The following is a 16,350-nucleotide window of genomic DNA, read 5'->3' as shown; positions in this document are numbered from 1 at the left end:
GGACCGGCCTTCGCGACGGCCGGGCGCGCGCTCAGACGGGCGCGAGCCGGAAGCCGACGCCGCGGACCGCGTGGATGGTGGTGGCGGCGTCGAGCCGGGCCAGCTTGCGACGCACCCGACGAACCACGGAGTGCATGTCGGACCCGCGGCCGAGGTGTCGGTTGCCCCAGACCTCAAGGTGCAGTCGCTCGTAGGTCCAGACCTGCCCGGGAGCGTCGACCAGGCAGAGCAGCACGTCGTGCTCCAGTCGGGTCAGGTCGATCTCCTGGTCGCGCCAGCGCAGCACCCGGCGGTCGGAGTCGACGCTCAGATCCGGCGGCGGCTGCGGGCTCGGCGCCACCTCCGCGAGCACGGTCTGGGCGGGGGGAGGTGCGACGGGGGGCATCTCGACCACCCCGAGGAACTCCCGCGCCTGGTCCACGTTCGAGACGATCAGGAAGGCGTCGGTCCCGCCGAGCAGGCGGGCCAACTGCCGGCGCTCAGCCGGCGAGGACGCGATGCCGATGACCAGCGAGGCGACCGGAATTCCCTGCATTGCCCAACCCCTTCCGGTTCCCCACAATCACTCCGGATGGTTTTCGCACCGCCGAGGACGACCATCGATCGGCGTCCTGACCCTAGTGGTGGCTCGTCTCGGCTGGGTAAAACATAGTTGCATGTAAGCATGTGAATGACTGTCGACGTCACGGCCGTGCGGACGGCTTGGCGACAACGAAGGGTGGGCGGGGGTTCGGGAAGCGGGATCGCCCGGTTTTCTCCGGTGGTGACCGGCGGTTGTGACAGAACGAAGACAATCCACGGACGGCGTCCGGACCTGGCCGGCCGAACATGGTCGACATGCCTCACGGATCGTCGTACCCCGTCAGTCGGTCCTCGCCTCGACCCGCGCGGGCGCTGCCGTCCGGCGGCGCCGCCGTTGCGCCGGGCCTGCGGCTGCTCGCAGCGGCTGTCTGTTTCCTGTTCGCCCTGGGCCTCACCGGCCTGTTGTTCGTGTGGACCGACCGGGGTCAGTTGATCGACGGGCTGCTCCTGCCGCGTGCCGAACGGGGTGGCGGATACGAGCAGCCCGGCGATCTGTTCGGGCCGGCGACTGTCGTCCTGCGGCACTTCGGCCGGCCCTCGACGCTCGCCGCCCTGCTCGGCGGGGTGCTGGTGGTGGGTCTGCTCGGTCGTCGACTGCTGGCCGGCCTCACGGGTGTGGGCCTGGTGCTGTGCGCGGTCGTGACGGCCGGTGCGGTGAAGTCGGCACTGCCCCGTCCGGACTTCGCGATCGAGGGCTCGACCACGCACAACAGTTTTCCCAGTGGCCACGTCGCGGTCGCGACGGCTCTGGTGCTGGCCTACCTGCTGGTCCTGCCGGGCTGGGTCCGACGGTGGTCGGTCGTGCCGGGCGCGGCGGCTGTCTCGGTGATCGGCGCGGCCACGATGATCGCGGGCTGGCACCGGTTCAGTGACGTGCTCGGTGGCGTCCTGCTGAGTGCGGCGCTGTTCTGCCTGGCCGCGGCGGCGCTGACGCTCCGACGTGGCGGCGACGCGCCGCGCCCAGGTGCCATGCCGGTCGCCGGTCGCGCCTGGCGCGCGTTCGCCGAGGGGGCGGTGGGGTTGATCGTGCTCGGCTGGGTGGTTCGGGTGCTGCTGCCCGGTCCGGCCGCCGGACTGTCGTGGGGGCCGCTCGTGGCCATTTCGGCGGCGGCCGTGCTGACGGCGCTGGCGGTGGGCGTGGCGGTCTTCCTGGTGGCGTCGGTGGAGTTCACGGGACCGGTGGATCGGCCGCAGCGGGAGGCGGCCCACCCGGGGTCCATGGAGCGCCTGCTGGCGACGGACAGCAGGACGGCAGGGCGCTGACGGGTCGATACCCGACCCGCGAGACATCGACCAAAGGCGAATACATCTCATGATGGGATACTGGACGGCATGCCACAGGTCCTGCTGATCGAAGATCACCAGACGGTCCGCGACGGACTGCAGCTGGCGCTCACCCGGCAGGGCCACTCGGTCGTCGCCGTGGCGACCGGCGAACAAGGCTTGGAACGACTGCAGACGGCGGCGTCCGACGTGGTGGTCCTCGATCTCATGCTGCCCGGTATGGACGGGTTCGAGGTTTGCCGCCGGATCCGGCAGCAGGGCGACCTGCCCATCATCATGCTCACCGCCCGCAACGACGACATGGACGTGGTTGCCGGCCTGGAGGCGGGCGCCGACGACTACGTGGTCAAGCCGGTGCAGGCCCGGGTGCTCGAAGCGCGCATCCGGGCGGTGCTGCGACGCACCGGCGGCGACTCGCGGCGCCCCGGCCCCGAGCGGCCCGGGCTGCACCAGCACGGCGCCCTGACCATCGACCGGGCCGCGCTGGTGGTCAGCAAGGACGGGGCGCCGGTCAGCCTGGCCCCGACGGAGCTGCGGCTGCTGCTCGAACTCTCGCACACGCCAGGCCAGGTGCTCAGCCGCCAGCAACTGCTGGAGGCCGTGTGGGAGCACGGGTACCTCGGCGACTCACGGCTGGTGGACGCCTGCGTCCAGCGGCTGCGCGCCAAGATCGAGGACGAGCCGTCGGCGCCGGTCTACATCCAGACGGTACGTGGCTTCGGATACCGGTTCGGGCCGCTGTGACCCCCTGGCACTGGGCCTGGGCCATGGCACTGGGCCTGCGCGTCCGCCTGCTCCTGGCCTTCGCCCTGCTGGGCGTGACCACCACGGCGGTGGTGGCCAGCGGAAGCTACTTCCAGGCCCGGACGGTCATCCTCCAGCAGGCGCAGGACGCGGCTGTGGCGTCGCTGACCGACGAGCTGTCGAAGGTGTATCCGATCGTCAGTCTGCCGCCGAACCAGGAGGAACTCGACATGCTGGCCCAGCGCCTCTCCGACCGGGAGGGGGACGCCGTGGTCCGCTACGGGGATCTGTGGGCGCAGAGCGTCGTCGACGAGTCCGACGTGCTCACCCCGGAGCTGCGGCAGGAGGTGGCGGGCGGTCGCATCGCCTGGCAGCGCGTCGATCGCCACGGCAAGCACCTGCTGCTCATCGGCACGCAGCTCAGGTTCGACAGGTCCGACGGAACGTCCGTGCCGTCGGGCGTGGAGGTCTACTCGGTGCGCAGCCTCGACTCCGAACAGCAGAGCATCGACCGGCTCGCCATGCTGGCGTGGGTGACCGGCGGTCTCTCCCTGATCCTCGCCGTCCTGCTGGCCCTGCTGGCCGCGCGGGGCGTGTTGCGGCCGGTACGGGAGCTGGGCCGCGCGGCACGCCGGCTCGGCGAGGGCGACCTGTCCACCCGGTTGACCGTTCGGGGTGTCGACGAACTGGCCGACGTGGCCCGCACCTTCAACGACACCGCTGGGACCCTGGAGCGTCAGGTCGGGGAGCTGCGGCGGATGGAGGCCGACGCGCGGCGCTTCGTGGCCGACGTGTCGCACGAACTCCGTACGCCCCTGGCCGCGATGACGGCGGTCACCGACGTGCTGGACGAGGAGGCGGACCGGCTGCCGGGGGACGCCGGCCAGGCCGCCCGGCTCGTCAGTCAGGAGACCCAGAACCTCACCCAGCTGGTCAACGACCTCATCGAGGTCAGCAGGTTCGACTCCGGCACCGCCCGGCTCGCCCTCGACGACGTCGACGTCGCGGCGGCGGTCAACGCGACCCTGCGGCTGCGCCGGTGGGCCGATCGGGTGGAGACGGATCTGCCGTCCGGTGTCATCGCCCGGCTCGATCCCCGCCGGCTGGACGTCATCGTCGCCAACCTGGTCGGCAACGCCTTCCGGCACGGCCACGAGCCGGTGTCCGTACGCCTGCGCGCCGAACCGGACTGGATCACCATCGAGGTCGCCGACCACGGGCCGGGGCTGGACCCGGAGGTGCTGCCGCACGTCTTCGACCGCTTCTACAAGGCCGACACCGCGCGGACCCGCTCCGAGGGCAGCGGCCTCGGCCTCGCCATCGCGTGGGAGAACGCGCGACTGCACCGGCACGCCGGTCAGCCGGGAAGTCTGGTGGCGGGCAACACCCCCGACTGCGGAGCGGTGTTCACGCTGCGCCTGCCCCGGGTGGCGTCGGAGACCGTGGACGCCGGAGGCGTACGGTGATCGGCGCGTGCCGGACACGTCCGGCGCCGCGCCGACGCGTGACGCGGACGCTGCTCGCGGTCGGGCTTCTGCTCACCCTGCTCACGGCCGGCTGCGGAGTCCGGCCCAGCGACGTCATCACCGGCCGCGCCGCGGTGAGCGGGCCGTCCGCGGGCGCGGGTCTCTACCTCATCTCGCACGGCGAGCTGGCGCTCGTCCTGCGCGCGACGAAACCCGGCCCCGGTCCCTCGTCGCCGGCCGACGCGCTCGCGCTGCTCGCGGCCGGTCCCACCCCGACCGAGCGGGAGGCGGGGCTCAGCAGCGAGGTGCCATCCGACGCCGCGCCGGCCAAGGTGGCGCCGAGCGTCGACGAGCCCGGCATCACCGTGACGATGTCGGGTGCCGTGCTGCCGCTGTCGACAGTCGCGGCCAACCAGATCATCTGCACCGTGGTGTTCTCCATGTCGGGAAACGGTGCCACCCCGGTCACCCTCGTCGGGCCGGACGGCACCCGGCCAGCCTGGCCCTGCTGGCTCGAGTGACCGGGGCGAACGCCGCTCACACCAGATCGACAGCCCGTGCCGGCCGGGGCAGCCCGAACGAGGCGACCCGAGGACTGTCGACGAGCGCGCCGGAGATCAGGATGTCGAGCAGGGCGGGAAACTCGATCCCGGCCCGCTGCCAGATCTGCGGGAACTGCGACGCGGCGGTGAATCCCGGGAAGGTGTTGACCTCGTTCACGATGGGCTCCGCGCCCTCGCCGGAGAGGAAGAAGTCGACCCGCAGCAGGCCTCGGCAGTCGAGGGCGTGAAAGGCGCGGATCGCCCGGTCCTGGAGCACCTCGGTGGTGGCCGGATCGAGCGGGGCGGGGATCTCAAAGACAGCCCCGCCGTCGTACTTCGCGTCGTAGTCGAAGAAGCCCGCGCCGTTCACCCGGATCTCCAGCGGCGGCCCGGCCTGCACCCGGCCGTCCGGGTACTGCAGGACGGCGACGTCGATCTCCCGTCCGCGCGCCCCCTGCTCGACGAGCACCTTCGGATCGACCTCGCGGGCCTGCTCGACCGCGGCGGGCAGCGCCGCCCAGTCCGTCACCCGGACCACGCCCAGGCTGGAGCCGGCCCGCGCCGGCTTGACGAAGACCGGCAGGTCCAGTCGCTGCCGCTCGGCCGGCGACAGGTGCTCCCCGGGTCGCAGGGTCACACCCGGGCTCACCCGCAGGCCGTCCGCGGCGAGGAGCCGCTTGGTGACGCCCTTGTCCATGCCCGCCGCGCTGGCGAAGACACCGTTGCCGACGTACGGCACGCCGAGCCATTCCAGCAGCGACGCGACGGTGCCGTCCTCGCCGTACGGACCGTGCAGGGCCGGGAACACCACGTCCTGGGCGCGCAGCACCCGAAGCGCCTGCGGCAGGGGAGTGGGACGGCCGTCGACGTGCCACCCGCCGTCGGTGTCGATGAGCACCTCGGTGACCTGGTACCGCTCGTGGTCCAGCCCGGCCAGAATGCTCTCTCCCGAGCGCCGCGACACCTCGTGCTCGCCGCTCTGTCCGCCGTACAGCACTGCCAGTCGCGTTGTCATGCGACGTCCGCCCTTTCGTGGAGATGATCGCGGCCCACCCGGGCCCCGATGCCGGTCAAGATCTCGTTTGGGTTGGTGCCGGCCCAGCGCGCCCACTCGGTGGCGGTCGGCGGGGTGGCGTCGTCGCCGGCGGGGCCGAGCACGACGACCGGATCGCCGATGGTCACCGGCAGGTCACCGGCGTCGACCACGCACTGGTCCATGGCGATGCGCCCGACGATCGGGCAGCGCCGGCCGCCGAGCCACACCTCGGCGCGGCCCTCGGTGGCCCGGGGCAGCCCGTCGGCGTAACCGAGTGGCAGCAGCGCCAGCGTCGTCGGCGCGGAGGTCACGTGCTCCGGCCCGTAGGAGACACCCGTGCCGGCGGCCACCCGCTTCACGTTGACCACTGTCGTCCGCAGCGTCAGGGCCGCACGCAGCCCGAACGCGCCGGGGCCGAGCGCGCCGAACGGGTCGACGCCGTAGAGGGCCAGCCCGATCCGGCAGAGGTCGAAGCGGGTCCGGGGCGCCGACAGCGCCGCCGCCGAGTTGGCCAGGTGCACGAGGTCGGGATCGAGGCCGGCGCCGCGGGCGATGTGCAGCGCCTCGGCGAACGTCCGCACCTGACGGGCCAGCCCGGGGGTGCCGGGCACGTCCGCGTCGGCCAGGTGCGACCACACGCCGCGCACCCGGACGGTGCCCTCCACCTCGTACTTGCGGGCCCAGGTGACCAGGTCGGGCCAGTCGTCGCGGCCGGCGCCGTTGCGGGTCAGGCCGGTGTCGGCCTTGAGCTGCACCGTCGCGGGCACGCCGAGGCGCACTGCCGCGTCGGCCACGGCGTGCAGGTGGGTGATCGTCGAGACGCCGACGTCGACGCCCGCGTCGATCAACGTGTCGAAGTCGTCGTCCGGTCGGTGCAGCCAGCTCAAGGTGGGCGCGGTGATGCCCGCGTCCCGCAGGGCCAGCGCCTCGGACGCCGAGGTCACCCCCAGCCAGGTGGCGCCGGCGCGCAGCGCGGCCCGGGCGACCGGCACCGCCCCGTGGCCGAACCCGTCCGCCTTCACCACTGCCATCAGTTCGGTGTCGGTGACCGCGGCGACCGTGCGCACGTTGTCGGCGATCGCCCCGAGGTCGATCACCGCCTCGGCCAGCTTGCTCATCCGGCCACCGCCGCGCGACGCGTGCCGGGGAGCGCGAACAGCCAGTGGCCGTGCAGCCGCAGCACGCCGCGGTGCACGGCCAGGCTCAGGCCGATCACGAGCGCGGTCAGCAGGATCGGGTAGCCGAGCACGAGCAGGCTCTGGGCGACCGGGTCCAGCCCCGAGACCGGGGCGGACAGCAGCCGGTGCAGCAGCGCGAGGAGCGGCATGTGGATGACGTAGATGGGCAGCGTGATGCGCCCGAGCGCGGCCAGCCGGTCGCTGAGGGCGGGCCGCCGCGCCAGCCGGGCGGCGGCGGTGACGCCGAACGCCACCGCCACGACGGAGACCACCGGCCACACGCCGAACCACCGCTGGGCGCCGGCCGCCGCCATCGCGACGAGTGCGACGGCGTACGCCCCGGACGTCAGCACGAGTCGCCGCCGGGTGGCCGTGGCCGCCCACCGCTCGATCCACGGCCGCAGGTAGAGGCCGGCGAGGAAGAAGACCAGGTTCTGATAGAGACCCGCGCGGTTGCCCGGGGTGGCCAGCAGGCCGGCGGCCGCGACGGCGGACAACACTGCCGCGGGTACGCCCACCAGCAACCGGGGCAGCCGGCGGGTCGCCTTGGCGAGCGTGAAGTAGAGCGCCAGGGCGTACAGGTACCAGAGGTTGGAGGGCGTGACCGTGAGCTGCGCCAGCAGACCGAGGACGGACGTGGCCCGGTCGGTCGGGAAGTCCGGTGCCAGGGCGAGGACCGCCGTGTGGATCAGCAACCACACCGCGTACAGGTAGAGGAACCCGGCGATGCGGCTGCGGCCGACGGTGCGCCAGGGCCGCTGCACGGCGTTGGCCGCGAAGACGCCGGAGATGGTGAAGAAGAGCGGCATCCGCAGCGGCAGGAACTGCTCGCCGAGCGTGCCCCACAGGCCGGGCACCGGCAGGCCGACGTGCCAGTCGATCTGGAGGTAGTCCTTGACGACGACGTGCCACGCGACGACGAGGATGATGCACACGCCCTTCGCGGCGTCGGCCCACTGCACGCGCGGTGACCGGCCCGAGGCGACGCCGGCCTCGGGCCGCCGTCGGTGGCGGAACCGGACGCGCGTGTCGGCGTCGTACCCCTCTGGCCGCGATTCGGTGAAAGACAGCTCTTGGATCACTCAGCAGAAGGTGCCAGCCGGATATCCGCGCCCGATCCACGAATTGTCATGAACCGGTAATGGACTCGGCCGGATCGTCGTGCGGGAACCACGACCATCGAGCCGGCGACGCGTTGGGAACCGGGGGGAGCGCTACTAGGCTCGATCGCGGAGGTGCCGAACATGAAGCTCGGGCTGCACTACTGGAATTTCTCGACTCCGGCCGATCCGGCCGCCATCGCGCCGACCCTCACCGAGGCGGCGACCGTCGCCGAACAGGCCGGCGTGGCCTCGTTCACGGTCATGGACCACTTCTTCCAGATGGAGGCGCTGGCCCCGGCCGAGGAGCCGATGCTGGAGGCGTACACGACGCTGGGCTACGTCGCGGCGCAGACCCGCCGGATGACGCTCGGTGTGCTGGTCACCGGTGTGATGTACCGCTATCCGGGGCTGCTGGCCAAGACCGTGACGACCCTCGACGTGCTCTCCGGCGGCCGGGCCCGGCTCGGCATCGGAGCGTCCTGGTACGAGCGGGAGCAGCGCGGGCTCGGCGTGCCCGTGGTGCCGGTCGCCGAGCGGTTCGAGCGGCTGGAGGAGACGCTGCGGATCTGCCGGCAGATGTGGAGCGACGACAACGGGCCGTTCGACGGGCGGCACTACCAGCTTACGGAGACGATCAACTCGCCCCAGCCGTTGCGCCGTCCGCACCCGCCGATCATGATCGGCGGCAGCGGCGAGAAGAAGACGCTGCTGCTGGTCGCCCGGTACGCCGACGCCTGCAACCTGTTCGGCACGGGCGCCGAGGGGATCGCGCACAAGCTGGACGTGCTGCGCGGGCACTGCGCCGCCGAGGGCCGCGACTACGACAGCGTCGAGAAGACCGTGCTGGCCAGCAAGCCGCCGCTGGAGGATCTCGACGCGTTCCTCGCCGAGGTGTCCGACTACGCCGCGCTCGGCGTCAGCGAGGTGCAGGTCACGCCGGACCGGCACCCCGTGGAGTTCGCCCGGCGGCTCGGCGACGAGGTGCTGCCGCGGCTGGCCGACATCGGCTGACGCGGGCGTGGCCGAGCATTGTGAACGCAAGGCCAATTCGCGGTGGATTGCTGGTGCGGCACCCGCCGAGTCGCAATGACAAGGTTCAAACAAATGGCTGCTCCGCCCGTCGGAAATTGTTTTTCCGGCGGGTCGGGCAGCCTCGCCGACCGCCACCGATCTGGAGTCGCCCGATCCAGGGCGAATTGCTGACGAGGAGCCGGCTGCTCGCCCACGACGACGAGGGCCGCCCTCCCGCCGGAGCGGGGGGACGGCCCTCGTCGGTGACCGGTCAGCGGACCGAGGCGGGGAACCTCTCCCACACCCGGTGCGCGGCCATCAACTGCTGCACTCCGGTCAGCGCCTCGGCGCCCGAGCCGGCGGACACGATGCCCGGGGTGCCGGCCACCCCGGCCTGCTCCAGCACGGTGACGCCGGCGCCCCAGGCGCCGATCGCCTTGGCGTGCCGCCAGCACTCCTCGACCAGGAGCAGCACGCGGGGATCGACTGTCGACGCGTCCGGCCGGCCGGCCTTGGCGTCGCGGGCGGGCAGCGCGTCCGGCGCGGGCACCGGCGCCCCGGCCAGCAGGAGCGCGTCCAGCTCGACCGACCGGCCGGTGGCGAAGGTCCGCTGGACGGGCATGTCGCCCACCATCCCGCCGTGCGGGGCGATCAGCAGCGGCACCATGCCGGCCTCGAACACGGCCCGGCGGACCTCGTGGACGCCGTCCAGGTCACCGTCGGGGTCCACGACGATCCCGACCATGCGACCGTCGGCGGGCCATGCCTTGCCGACCTGCGACAGGGCCGGGCTCGGCGCGACGTCGGCCAGCGGCACCGTCGGCTGCGGCGCGGGCAGCCCCAGGCCGGTGGCGACCTGCTCGCACAGCACCGGGTCGATGTTGGCGAGGCACTGGAGCTGGCGCTCCTTGATCGCCTGGTGGTAGCACTTGCCCAGCTCGAAGGTGTACGCCCGGATGATGTGCTCCTTCTCGACCGGCGACATGCTCAGCCAGAACAGGCGGACCTGGCTGTAGTGGTCGTCGAACGAGGCCGGGTTGGCGCGGACCTTGGGCGCCTGCGCCACGGTCACCGGCACGTCCAGGAACGCGTGCTGGGCGTCGCCGGCCGGGAAGGGGTTGCCACCGTCGAGCGAGTTCGGCCGGTACGGCGCCACTCCGGCGTGTACGGCGTGCTGGTGGAAGCCGTCGCGCAGCATGTCGTTGACGGCGGCGTGCGGGCGGTTGATCGGGATCTGCGCGAAGTTCGGCCCGCCGAGGCGGGTGAGCTGCGTGTCGACGTACGAGAAGAGCCGGCCCTGCAACAGCGGGTCGTTCGTGACGTCGATGCCCGGCGGCAGGTGGCCGAGGTGGAAGGCGACCTGCTCGGTCTCGGCGAAGAAGTTCGTCGGCGTCCGGTTGAGGACGAGCCTGCCGATCGGCTGCACCTCGGCCAGTTCCTCCGGGACGATCTTGGTGGCGTCCAGCAGGTCGATCCCGGCGAAGGTCTCCTCGGGGGTGTCGGGGAAGACCTGGATGCCGAGTTCCCACTCGGGGAACGCGCCGGCCTCGATCGCGTCGTAGAGGTCCCGACGGTGGAAGTCGGGGTCGATGCCGCCGAGCATCTGCGCCTCCTCCCAGGTCAGGGAGTGCACGCCGAGCTTCGGCTTCCAGTGGAACTTCGCCAGCACCGTCTCCCCGGCCTCGTTGACGAGGCGGAAGGTGTGCACACCGAAGCCCTCCATCGTCCGGTACGAGCGCGGGATGCCCCGGTCGGACATGTTCCACATGGTGTGGTGCTGCGCCTCGGTGTGCAGCGAGACGAAGTCCCAGAAGGTGTCGTGCGCGCTCTGCGCCTGCGGGATCTCCCGGTCGGGATGCGGCTTCGCGGCGTGGATGATGTCGGGGAACTTGATGGCGTCCTGGATGAAGAAGACCGGCATGTTGTTGCCGACCAGGTCGAAGGTGCCCTCGTCGGTGTAGAACTTCGTCGCGAAGCCACGGGTGTCCCGGACGGTGTCGGCCGAGCCGCGCGATCCGAGCACGGTGGAGAACCGGACGAAGACGTCCGTCTCGCGCCCCTTGGCGAGGAAGCCGGCCCGGGTGACCGCCTCGGCGGTGCCGTAGGCCGTGAACACCCCGTGCGCGCCGGCGCCCCGGGCGTGCACCACACGCTCCGGAATGCGCTCGTGGTCGAAGTGCGTGATCTTCTCGCGCAGGTGGTGGTCCTGGAGCAGCACCGGCCCCCGGGGTCCGGCCTTGAGCGAGTGGTCGGTGTCGCGCAGTCGGGCCCCGTTGGCCGTGGTGAGGTACGCGCCCTGCTGGCCCTTCGCGGTCGAAGGCACGCCGGTCTCGGCGCCGGTCGGCGTACGGGTCTGCGGTTGGCCCTGCTCCGGCTTCGGCGGCAGCGGGTCGTGGGGCGTGGTCGGTTCCTCGACCGGTGGGGGTGCGCTGCCCGGGGCGCCGGGCACCTCGGGCGTCAGAGCGTCGGCGATCTTCTCGGAGGCGGTCTTCACGACGTTCTTGACCGCCTCGGCGGGCTTGCTGGAATCCACTGGGTGAACCTCTCCATGGAGCGTTTGGGCAGGCCCCTGCACCCCTACCCCTGGTCGGAGGGTCGAAACGCGCGGTAGATCCGATCTGCGGGTGGGACTGGTGATTTCACCGATGCGGGGGTCGAGCGAAGCGGCGAAGACTGACGAACGTCGATATCGCTCGACTCTAGGGAGTGCCCGACGTGTCGTCACCAACCACCACCCGTCCCCGTTCCGGGCCCGCTCGGGCCATCCGGCTCGCGCTGGCCGCCACTCTGCTCGCCGCCGGCGTCCTCGCCGGTCCCGCCCCCGCGCAGGCGGCGAGCCCGTACGAGCGGGGCCCCGCCCCGACCGCCGCGATCCTGGAGGCCAGCCGCGGCCCCTTCGCCACCGCCTCGCAGAGCGTGTCCTCGCTGAGCGTCACCGGCTTCGGCGGCGGGGTCATCTATTACCCGACCAGCACCAGCGAGGGCACGTTCGGCGCCATCGCCATCTCGCCCGGCTACACGGCCGCCTGGTCCAGCATCAGCTGGCTCGGACCGCGCATCGCCTCGCACGGCTTCGTGGTGATCGGGATCGAGACCAACACCCGGCTCGACCAGCCCGACAGCCGTGGCCGGCAGCTGCTCGCCGCGCTCGACTACCTCACCGAGCGCAGCTCGGTGCGTAGCCGGATCGACAGCAGTCGCCTCGCGGTCGCCGGCCACTCGATGGGTGGCGGCGGGACTCTGGAGGCCGCGTCGGCTCGGCCGTCGCTCCAGGCCGCCGTGCCGCTGGCGCCGTGGAACCTGGACAAGAGCTGGTCCGAGCTGCGGGTGCCCACGCTGATCATCGGAGGCGAGAGCGACACTGTCGCGCCTGTCGCGTCGCACTCGGTGCCGTTCTACACCAGCATCCCGGCCTCGGCCGAGAAGGCGTACCTGGAGTTGAACGGCGCGAGCCACTTCTTCCCGCAGACGGTCAACACGCCGACGGCCCGGCAGATGGTGGCCTGGTTGAAGCGGTTCGTCGACGACGACACCCGCTACGAGCAGTTCCTCTGCCCGGGCCCGAGCGGGTCGGCGATCGAGGAGTACCGCAACACCTGCCCCAGCTACTGAGCGGGTCGGTTCGGGGCGGTCGCCGGTGGCGGCCGCCCCGGTCGCGTCGGCGCATCGAAGGTCTTGACGCCGCAACCGAGAAACGTACACTGCGAGTGTAAATAACACCCGCCACGGCAGAGGGATGGGTGATGGAGCGCGGGCTCGAACTGCACGGCATCGGCGTCCGTTTCGGCGGCCTCACCGCCCTCGACGACGTCTCGCTGCGGGTGCCACCCAACCGGGTGGTGGGCGTGATCGGGCCCAACGGCGCCGGCAAGACCACGTTGTTCAACGTGATCTGCGGCTTCGTGACGCCCGAGTCGGGTTCGCTCACGCTGGACGGTCGTCCGCTGCGACCACGGCCGCACCGGCTGACCAGACTGGGCATCGCCCGGACCCTGCAGGGGACCGGGCTCTTCGCCGGCCTCAGCGTCCTGGAGAACGTGATGACCGGCGCGTCGCACACCGCCCGCGCCGGCTTCGCGTCGGCGCTGTTCGGGCTGCCCCGCAGCGACCGCGACGAGCGCCGGCTGCGCGAGCACGCCCTGGACGTCCTCGACGACCTGGGGATCGCCCGGCACGCCGACGCCGCGCCGGGCACGCTGCCCTTCGCCGTACGCCAGCGGGTCGCCCTGGCCCGCGCGCTCGCCGCGCGGCCCCGGCTGCTGCTGCTCGACGAACCCGCGGGCGGCCTCGGCGCCGACGACATCGCCGAGCTCGCCGAGCTGGTGCGGCAGCTTCCCCGGCGTGACGCCGACCCGTGCGCGGTGCTGCTCGTCGAGCACCACATGGACCTGGTGATGGCCGTCTGCGACGAGCTCGTGGTGCTCGACTTCGGCCGGGTGATCGCCGCTGGCACGCCGGACGAGATCCGCGACGACACGACTGTCGCCGACGCCTACCTCGGCGCCCTCGTCGAGGAGGCCGCACCGTGAGCGCGAGGAGTGAGCCGGGTTTGCGAGCCCCGCAGTCGCGAACGAATGGTGGCTCAGCGTGAGCGCGGCCGATCTGCTCGTGGTGCGGGGGCTGGTGGCCGGTTACGGTGCCGCGCCGGTGTTGCGGGCCGTCGACCTCACCGTGCCCGCCGGCACGATCGCCGCCGTCGTCGGCGCCAACGGCGCCGGCAAGACGACGCTGCTGCGCGCGCTCTCCGGCATGATCCGCCCGTCCGCCGGCCAGGTCGTCCTCGCGGGGGAGGACCTGGGGGGTACGCCCGTGGAGCAGCTCGTCCGGCGCGGCATGGCGCACGTGCCGGAGGGGCGGGGCGTGATCAGCGAGTTGACTGTCGACGAGAACCTGCGGCTCGGCGGGCTGTGGCGGCGGGACCGGGCGGACGCCGGCCGTGCCCTCGACGAGGTCTACCAGCTCTTCGAGCCACTCGCCAGGCGTCGCCGGCACCTCGGCCACCAGCTCTCCGGTGGTGAGCGGCAGATGCTCGCGTTGGGCCGGGCGCTGGTCGGCCGGCCGCGCCTGCTGCTGCTGGACGAGCCGTCGCTCGGCCTGGCGCCCCGGGTGGTCGCCCGGACCATGGCGCTGCTGCGCCACCTGCGCGACCGCACGGGCCTGACCGTGCTGCTCGTCGAGCAGAACGTGCGCAGCGCGCTCGCCGTGGCCGACCAGGGCGTCGTGATGTCACTGGGCCAGGTGGTGATCGCCGCCCCGGCGGCGACGCTGCGGGACGACGACGACCTGCGCCACGCGTACCTCGGTTTCTGACCCACCTCGTCCCCTGGAGGGAGGACTGTTGGACCGCTTCGTCTTCCTCACCGTCGACGGTCTGTCGCGGGGCGCGGTGTACGCCGCGTTCGCGCTGGCGCTGGTGCTCATCTGGCGGGCGGCGCGGGTCGTCAACTTCGCCCAGGGGGCGATGGCCGTCGCCGCCGCGTACGTCGCGTACTCGGTGTCCGCCGCGACCGGCTCCTACTGGCTCGGCTTCCTGGTCGCGATCGTCGCCGGCCTGCTGCTCGGCGCGCTGGTGGACCGGGTCGTGATGCGGCACGTCGATCACGCGTCACCGCTCAACCCGGTGATCGTCGCGCTCGGGCTGGTGCTGGTGCTCCAGGCCGTGCTGGGCATGGTGTACGGCAACGAGTTCCGCCCCGCCGACGTCCCGTTCAGCCGGTCCGCCCTCACCGTCGGCGGGGTCGCCGTGCTGTCGCCGTACGACCTGTTCGTCTTCGCCACGATCGGGGTGGTGGTCAGCGCGTTGGCCTGGATGTTCGCGCGTACCGCTGTCGGGTTGCGGATGCGCGCGGCGGCCTTCGCACCGGAGGTCTCCCGTCTGCTCGGTGTCAACGTCGGCGGGATGTTGACGCTCGGCTGGGCGCTCGCCTCCGGGGTGGGCGCGCTCGCCGCGATGCTTGTCATCCCGACCGAGTTGGGCCTGCACCCGCACGCCATGGACCTGGTGTTCGTCTCGGCGTTCACCGCGGCGGTGGTCGGCGGGCTGGACAGTCCACCGGGCGCGGTGGTCGGTGGCCTGGTGGTGGGTCTGCTGCTCTCCTACGTCAGCGGGTACGCCGGCAGCGACCTCACCCCCCTCGCCGTGCTCGTCCTGCTGCTGGCGGTGCTGCTGGTCCGGCCCGGCGGGTTGTTCGCCCCGGTCGCGGCGAGGCGGGTGTGAGCGCCACCCGGGCGGCCCTGCCGCCGAGGCAGCGGGCCGCCGAGACCGGCGATCGTCCCCTCGACCGCGGGCGTCGCGGTTCCACCCTGCTGCGGCACCTCGCCGTGCTGCTCGTCGTGGGGCTGGTGCTGGTGGCGGTCAGCTACGCCGTCGAGCCGTTCCGCAACTTCCAGCTCGCCACCGTGGCGGCGTATCTCTGCGCCACCGCCGGGTTGACAGTCCTCACCGGGCTCAACGGTCAGCTGTCGCTGGGGCACGGGGCGTTGATGGCGACCGGCGCGTACACGGTGGCCCTGTGCCAGAACGCGTTCGCCGACCGGGGGTTGACCGGCGGCTGGCTGTTGCCGCTGTCGCTGCTCGCGGCCGTGCTGGGCACTGTCGCGGTAGGCGCGGTGGTAGGTGTGGCGGCGGCCCGGCTGCGCGGGCCCTACCTCGCCGGGGTGACGCTCGCCGTCGCCGTCGTGGTGCCGGCGTTGGCCGTCACCTTCGACGGCGTCTTCAACGGCGAGCAGGGGCTGTCGGTGCCGGTGGAGCCGCCGCCGCTGGCGCTCGGCGCGTACTTCCCGTACGAGCGGTGGCAGCTCTGGCTCTCGGGCGCTGCCACCCTGCTGGCCCTGCTGCTGGTGGCGAACCTGGTCCGCAGCCGGTACGGGCGGACCTTCCGGGCGGTCCGCGACGACGAGGTGGCGGCCCGGCTCGCGGGCATCCACGTGGCCCGCACGCAGGTTCTCGCCTTCGTGGTCAGTGCCGCCACCGCCGGGCTCGGCGGCGGTCTGCTCGCGATGCTCGCGCAGAGCGTCTCGCCCGGGGCGTTCTCGTTGACCCTGTCGCTCTTCCTGCTGATGGCTGTGGTGATCGGTGGCCTCGGTCGCCTCGCCGGCGCGCTGTGGGGGGCGGTGCTGCTGGTCGCCCTGCCCGATCTCACCCATTCCGTGACCGAGCTGCTCACCCTCTCGCCGGCGGTGGCGCAGCGGCTGGAGGGCAACCTCCCGTTGGCGATCTTCGGCGTCACGCTGATCGTCGTGATGATCGCCGCGCCCGGCGGTGTGCAGGGTCTGCTGTCCCGTCTCGGCCGAGGGCTGCTGGCCCGCTGGCCGGCGCGGCGTTCCTGAGCTGTCCCCGGCCCGGCCTCGGCCGGGCGCCTCACCACCACACCGTTCCCAGAAGAACCGGACCGAGAAAGGTCG

15 protein-coding genes are annotated in these 16,350 nt (G+C 72.4%); 10 read left to right on the top strand and 5 right to left on the bottom strand.

Translation table 11 applies throughout. The features are described 5' to 3' along the window. Positions 1–31: 31 nt before the first annotated feature. A complete protein-coding gene (locus ACLQ27_RS04740) occupies positions 32–535 on the bottom strand; it encodes a winged helix-turn-helix domain-containing protein (RefSeq protein WP_234588844.1) in 504 nt (167 codons plus the stop codon). A 302-nt stretch (positions 536–837) separates the two neighbouring features. Here ACLQ27_RS04740 and ACLQ27_RS04735 point away from each other — a divergent pair, with 302 nt between their 5' ends. The 4 genes from ACLQ27_RS04735 to ACLQ27_RS04720 all read left to right on the top strand — a co-directional run bounded on the left by ACLQ27_RS04735 (position 838) and on the right by ACLQ27_RS04720 (position 4,597). After that, complete coding sequence (locus ACLQ27_RS04735; protein ID WP_425865748.1) at positions 838–1,845, top strand: phosphatase PAP2 family protein; 1,008 nt, start codon at positions 838–840, stop codon at positions 1,843–1,845. 69 nt (positions 1,846–1,914) lie between these two features. Next, positions 1,915–2,610 carry a response regulator transcription factor gene (locus ACLQ27_RS04730; protein ID WP_234588846.1) on the top strand — a complete coding sequence of 232 codons (696 nt, stop codon included), beginning with the start codon at positions 1,915–1,917 and terminating at the stop codon, positions 2,608–2,610. Beyond that, complete coding sequence (locus ACLQ27_RS04725; RefSeq protein ID WP_425865747.1) at positions 2,607–4,076, top strand: ATP-binding protein; 1,470 nt, start codon at positions 2,607–2,609, stop codon at positions 4,074–4,076. The genes ACLQ27_RS04730 and ACLQ27_RS04725 overlap by 4 nt, the downstream gene beginning before the upstream one ends. A 38-nt stretch (positions 4,077–4,114) precedes the next feature. After that, positions 4,115–4,597, top strand: a complete 483-nt coding sequence (locus ACLQ27_RS04720) for a hypothetical protein (protein ID WP_234588851.1) — start codon at positions 4,115–4,117, stop codon at positions 4,595–4,597. 16 nt (positions 4,598–4,613) lie between these two features. Here the strand turns inward: ACLQ27_RS04720 and ACLQ27_RS04715 are convergent, their stop codons facing one another. Genes ACLQ27_RS04715 through ACLQ27_RS04705 form a run of 3 tightly spaced genes read right to left on the bottom strand, consistent with a single transcriptional unit; the run spans position 4,614 to position 7,794 of the window. Next, positions 4,614–5,633 carry a D-alanine--D-alanine ligase family protein gene (locus ACLQ27_RS04715; protein ID WP_357574056.1) on the bottom strand — a complete coding sequence of 340 codons (1,020 nt, stop codon included), beginning with the start codon at positions 5,631–5,633 and terminating at the stop codon, positions 4,614–4,616. Further along, positions 5,630–6,772, bottom strand: a complete 1,143-nt coding sequence (gene alr / locus ACLQ27_RS04710; RefSeq protein WP_425865745.1) for an alanine racemase — start codon at positions 6,770–6,772, stop codon at positions 5,630–5,632. Before alr ends, ACLQ27_RS04715 begins: the two co-directional genes overlap by 4 nt. Further along, positions 6,769–7,794: an acyltransferase family protein gene (locus ACLQ27_RS04705; RefSeq protein WP_357492398.1), complete on the bottom strand. Its 1,026-nt coding sequence runs from the start codon at positions 7,792–7,794 to the stop codon at positions 6,769–6,771. Before ACLQ27_RS04705 ends, alr begins: the two co-directional genes overlap by 4 nt. Positions 7,795–8,076: 282 nt before the next feature. On the opposite strand from ACLQ27_RS04705, the gene ACLQ27_RS04700 reads away from it, so the two are divergent. Beyond that, the gene (locus tag ACLQ27_RS04700; RefSeq protein ID WP_425865744.1) at positions 8,077–8,946 is read left to right on the top strand and encodes an LLM class F420-dependent oxidoreductase; all 870 of its coding nucleotides are present in this window, start codon (positions 8,077–8,079) and stop codon (positions 8,944–8,946) included. Positions 8,947–9,217: 271 nt separating this feature from the next. Here ACLQ27_RS04700 and ACLQ27_RS04695 read toward each other — a convergent pair whose 3' ends face one another. Then, positions 9,218–11,479, bottom strand: coding sequence for a catalase (locus tag ACLQ27_RS04695; RefSeq protein ID WP_357492394.1), 2,262 nt, complete (start codon positions 11,477–11,479; stop codon positions 9,218–9,220). Between the two features lie 182 nt (positions 11,480–11,661). On the opposite strand from ACLQ27_RS04695, the gene ACLQ27_RS04690 reads away from it, so the two are divergent. From ACLQ27_RS04690 to ACLQ27_RS04670, 5 genes are all read left to right on the top strand, one after another. Further along, on the top strand, positions 11,662–12,558 hold the full coding sequence (locus ACLQ27_RS04690; protein WP_425865743.1) for an alpha/beta hydrolase family protein: 897 nt from the start codon (positions 11,662–11,664) through the stop codon (positions 12,556–12,558). Positions 12,559–12,689: 131 nt separating this feature from the next. Beyond that, positions 12,690–13,475: an ABC transporter ATP-binding protein gene (locus tag ACLQ27_RS04685; RefSeq protein WP_357492390.1), complete on the top strand. Its 786-nt coding sequence runs from the start codon at positions 12,690–12,692 to the stop codon at positions 13,473–13,475. Positions 13,476–13,533: 58 nt separating this feature from the next. Further along, complete coding sequence (locus tag ACLQ27_RS04680) at positions 13,534–14,256, top strand: ABC transporter ATP-binding protein (protein WP_234588867.1); 723 nt, start codon at positions 13,534–13,536, stop codon at positions 14,254–14,256. Positions 14,257–14,284: 28 nt separating this feature from the next. After that, complete coding sequence (locus tag ACLQ27_RS04675; RefSeq protein WP_355066448.1) at positions 14,285–15,163, top strand: branched-chain amino acid ABC transporter permease; 879 nt, start codon at positions 14,285–14,287, stop codon at positions 15,161–15,163. Next, positions 15,160–16,275 (top strand): branched-chain amino acid ABC transporter permease, encoded by a 1,116-nt coding sequence (locus ACLQ27_RS04670; RefSeq protein WP_425865740.1) that lies wholly within the window; start codon positions 15,160–15,162, stop codon positions 16,273–16,275. The genes ACLQ27_RS04675 and ACLQ27_RS04670 overlap by 4 nt, the downstream gene beginning before the upstream one ends. The last annotated feature ends 75 nt before the right edge of the window (positions 16,276–16,350 follow it).

It is taken from the genome of Micromonospora sp. DT63 (assembly GCF_049841615.1).
Lineage (GTDB): Bacteria > Actinomycetota > Actinomycetes > Mycobacteriales > Micromonosporaceae > Micromonospora.
Note: the sequence above shows the minus strand (reverse complement) of the source record. Positions and strands in the feature narration are given on the sequence as shown.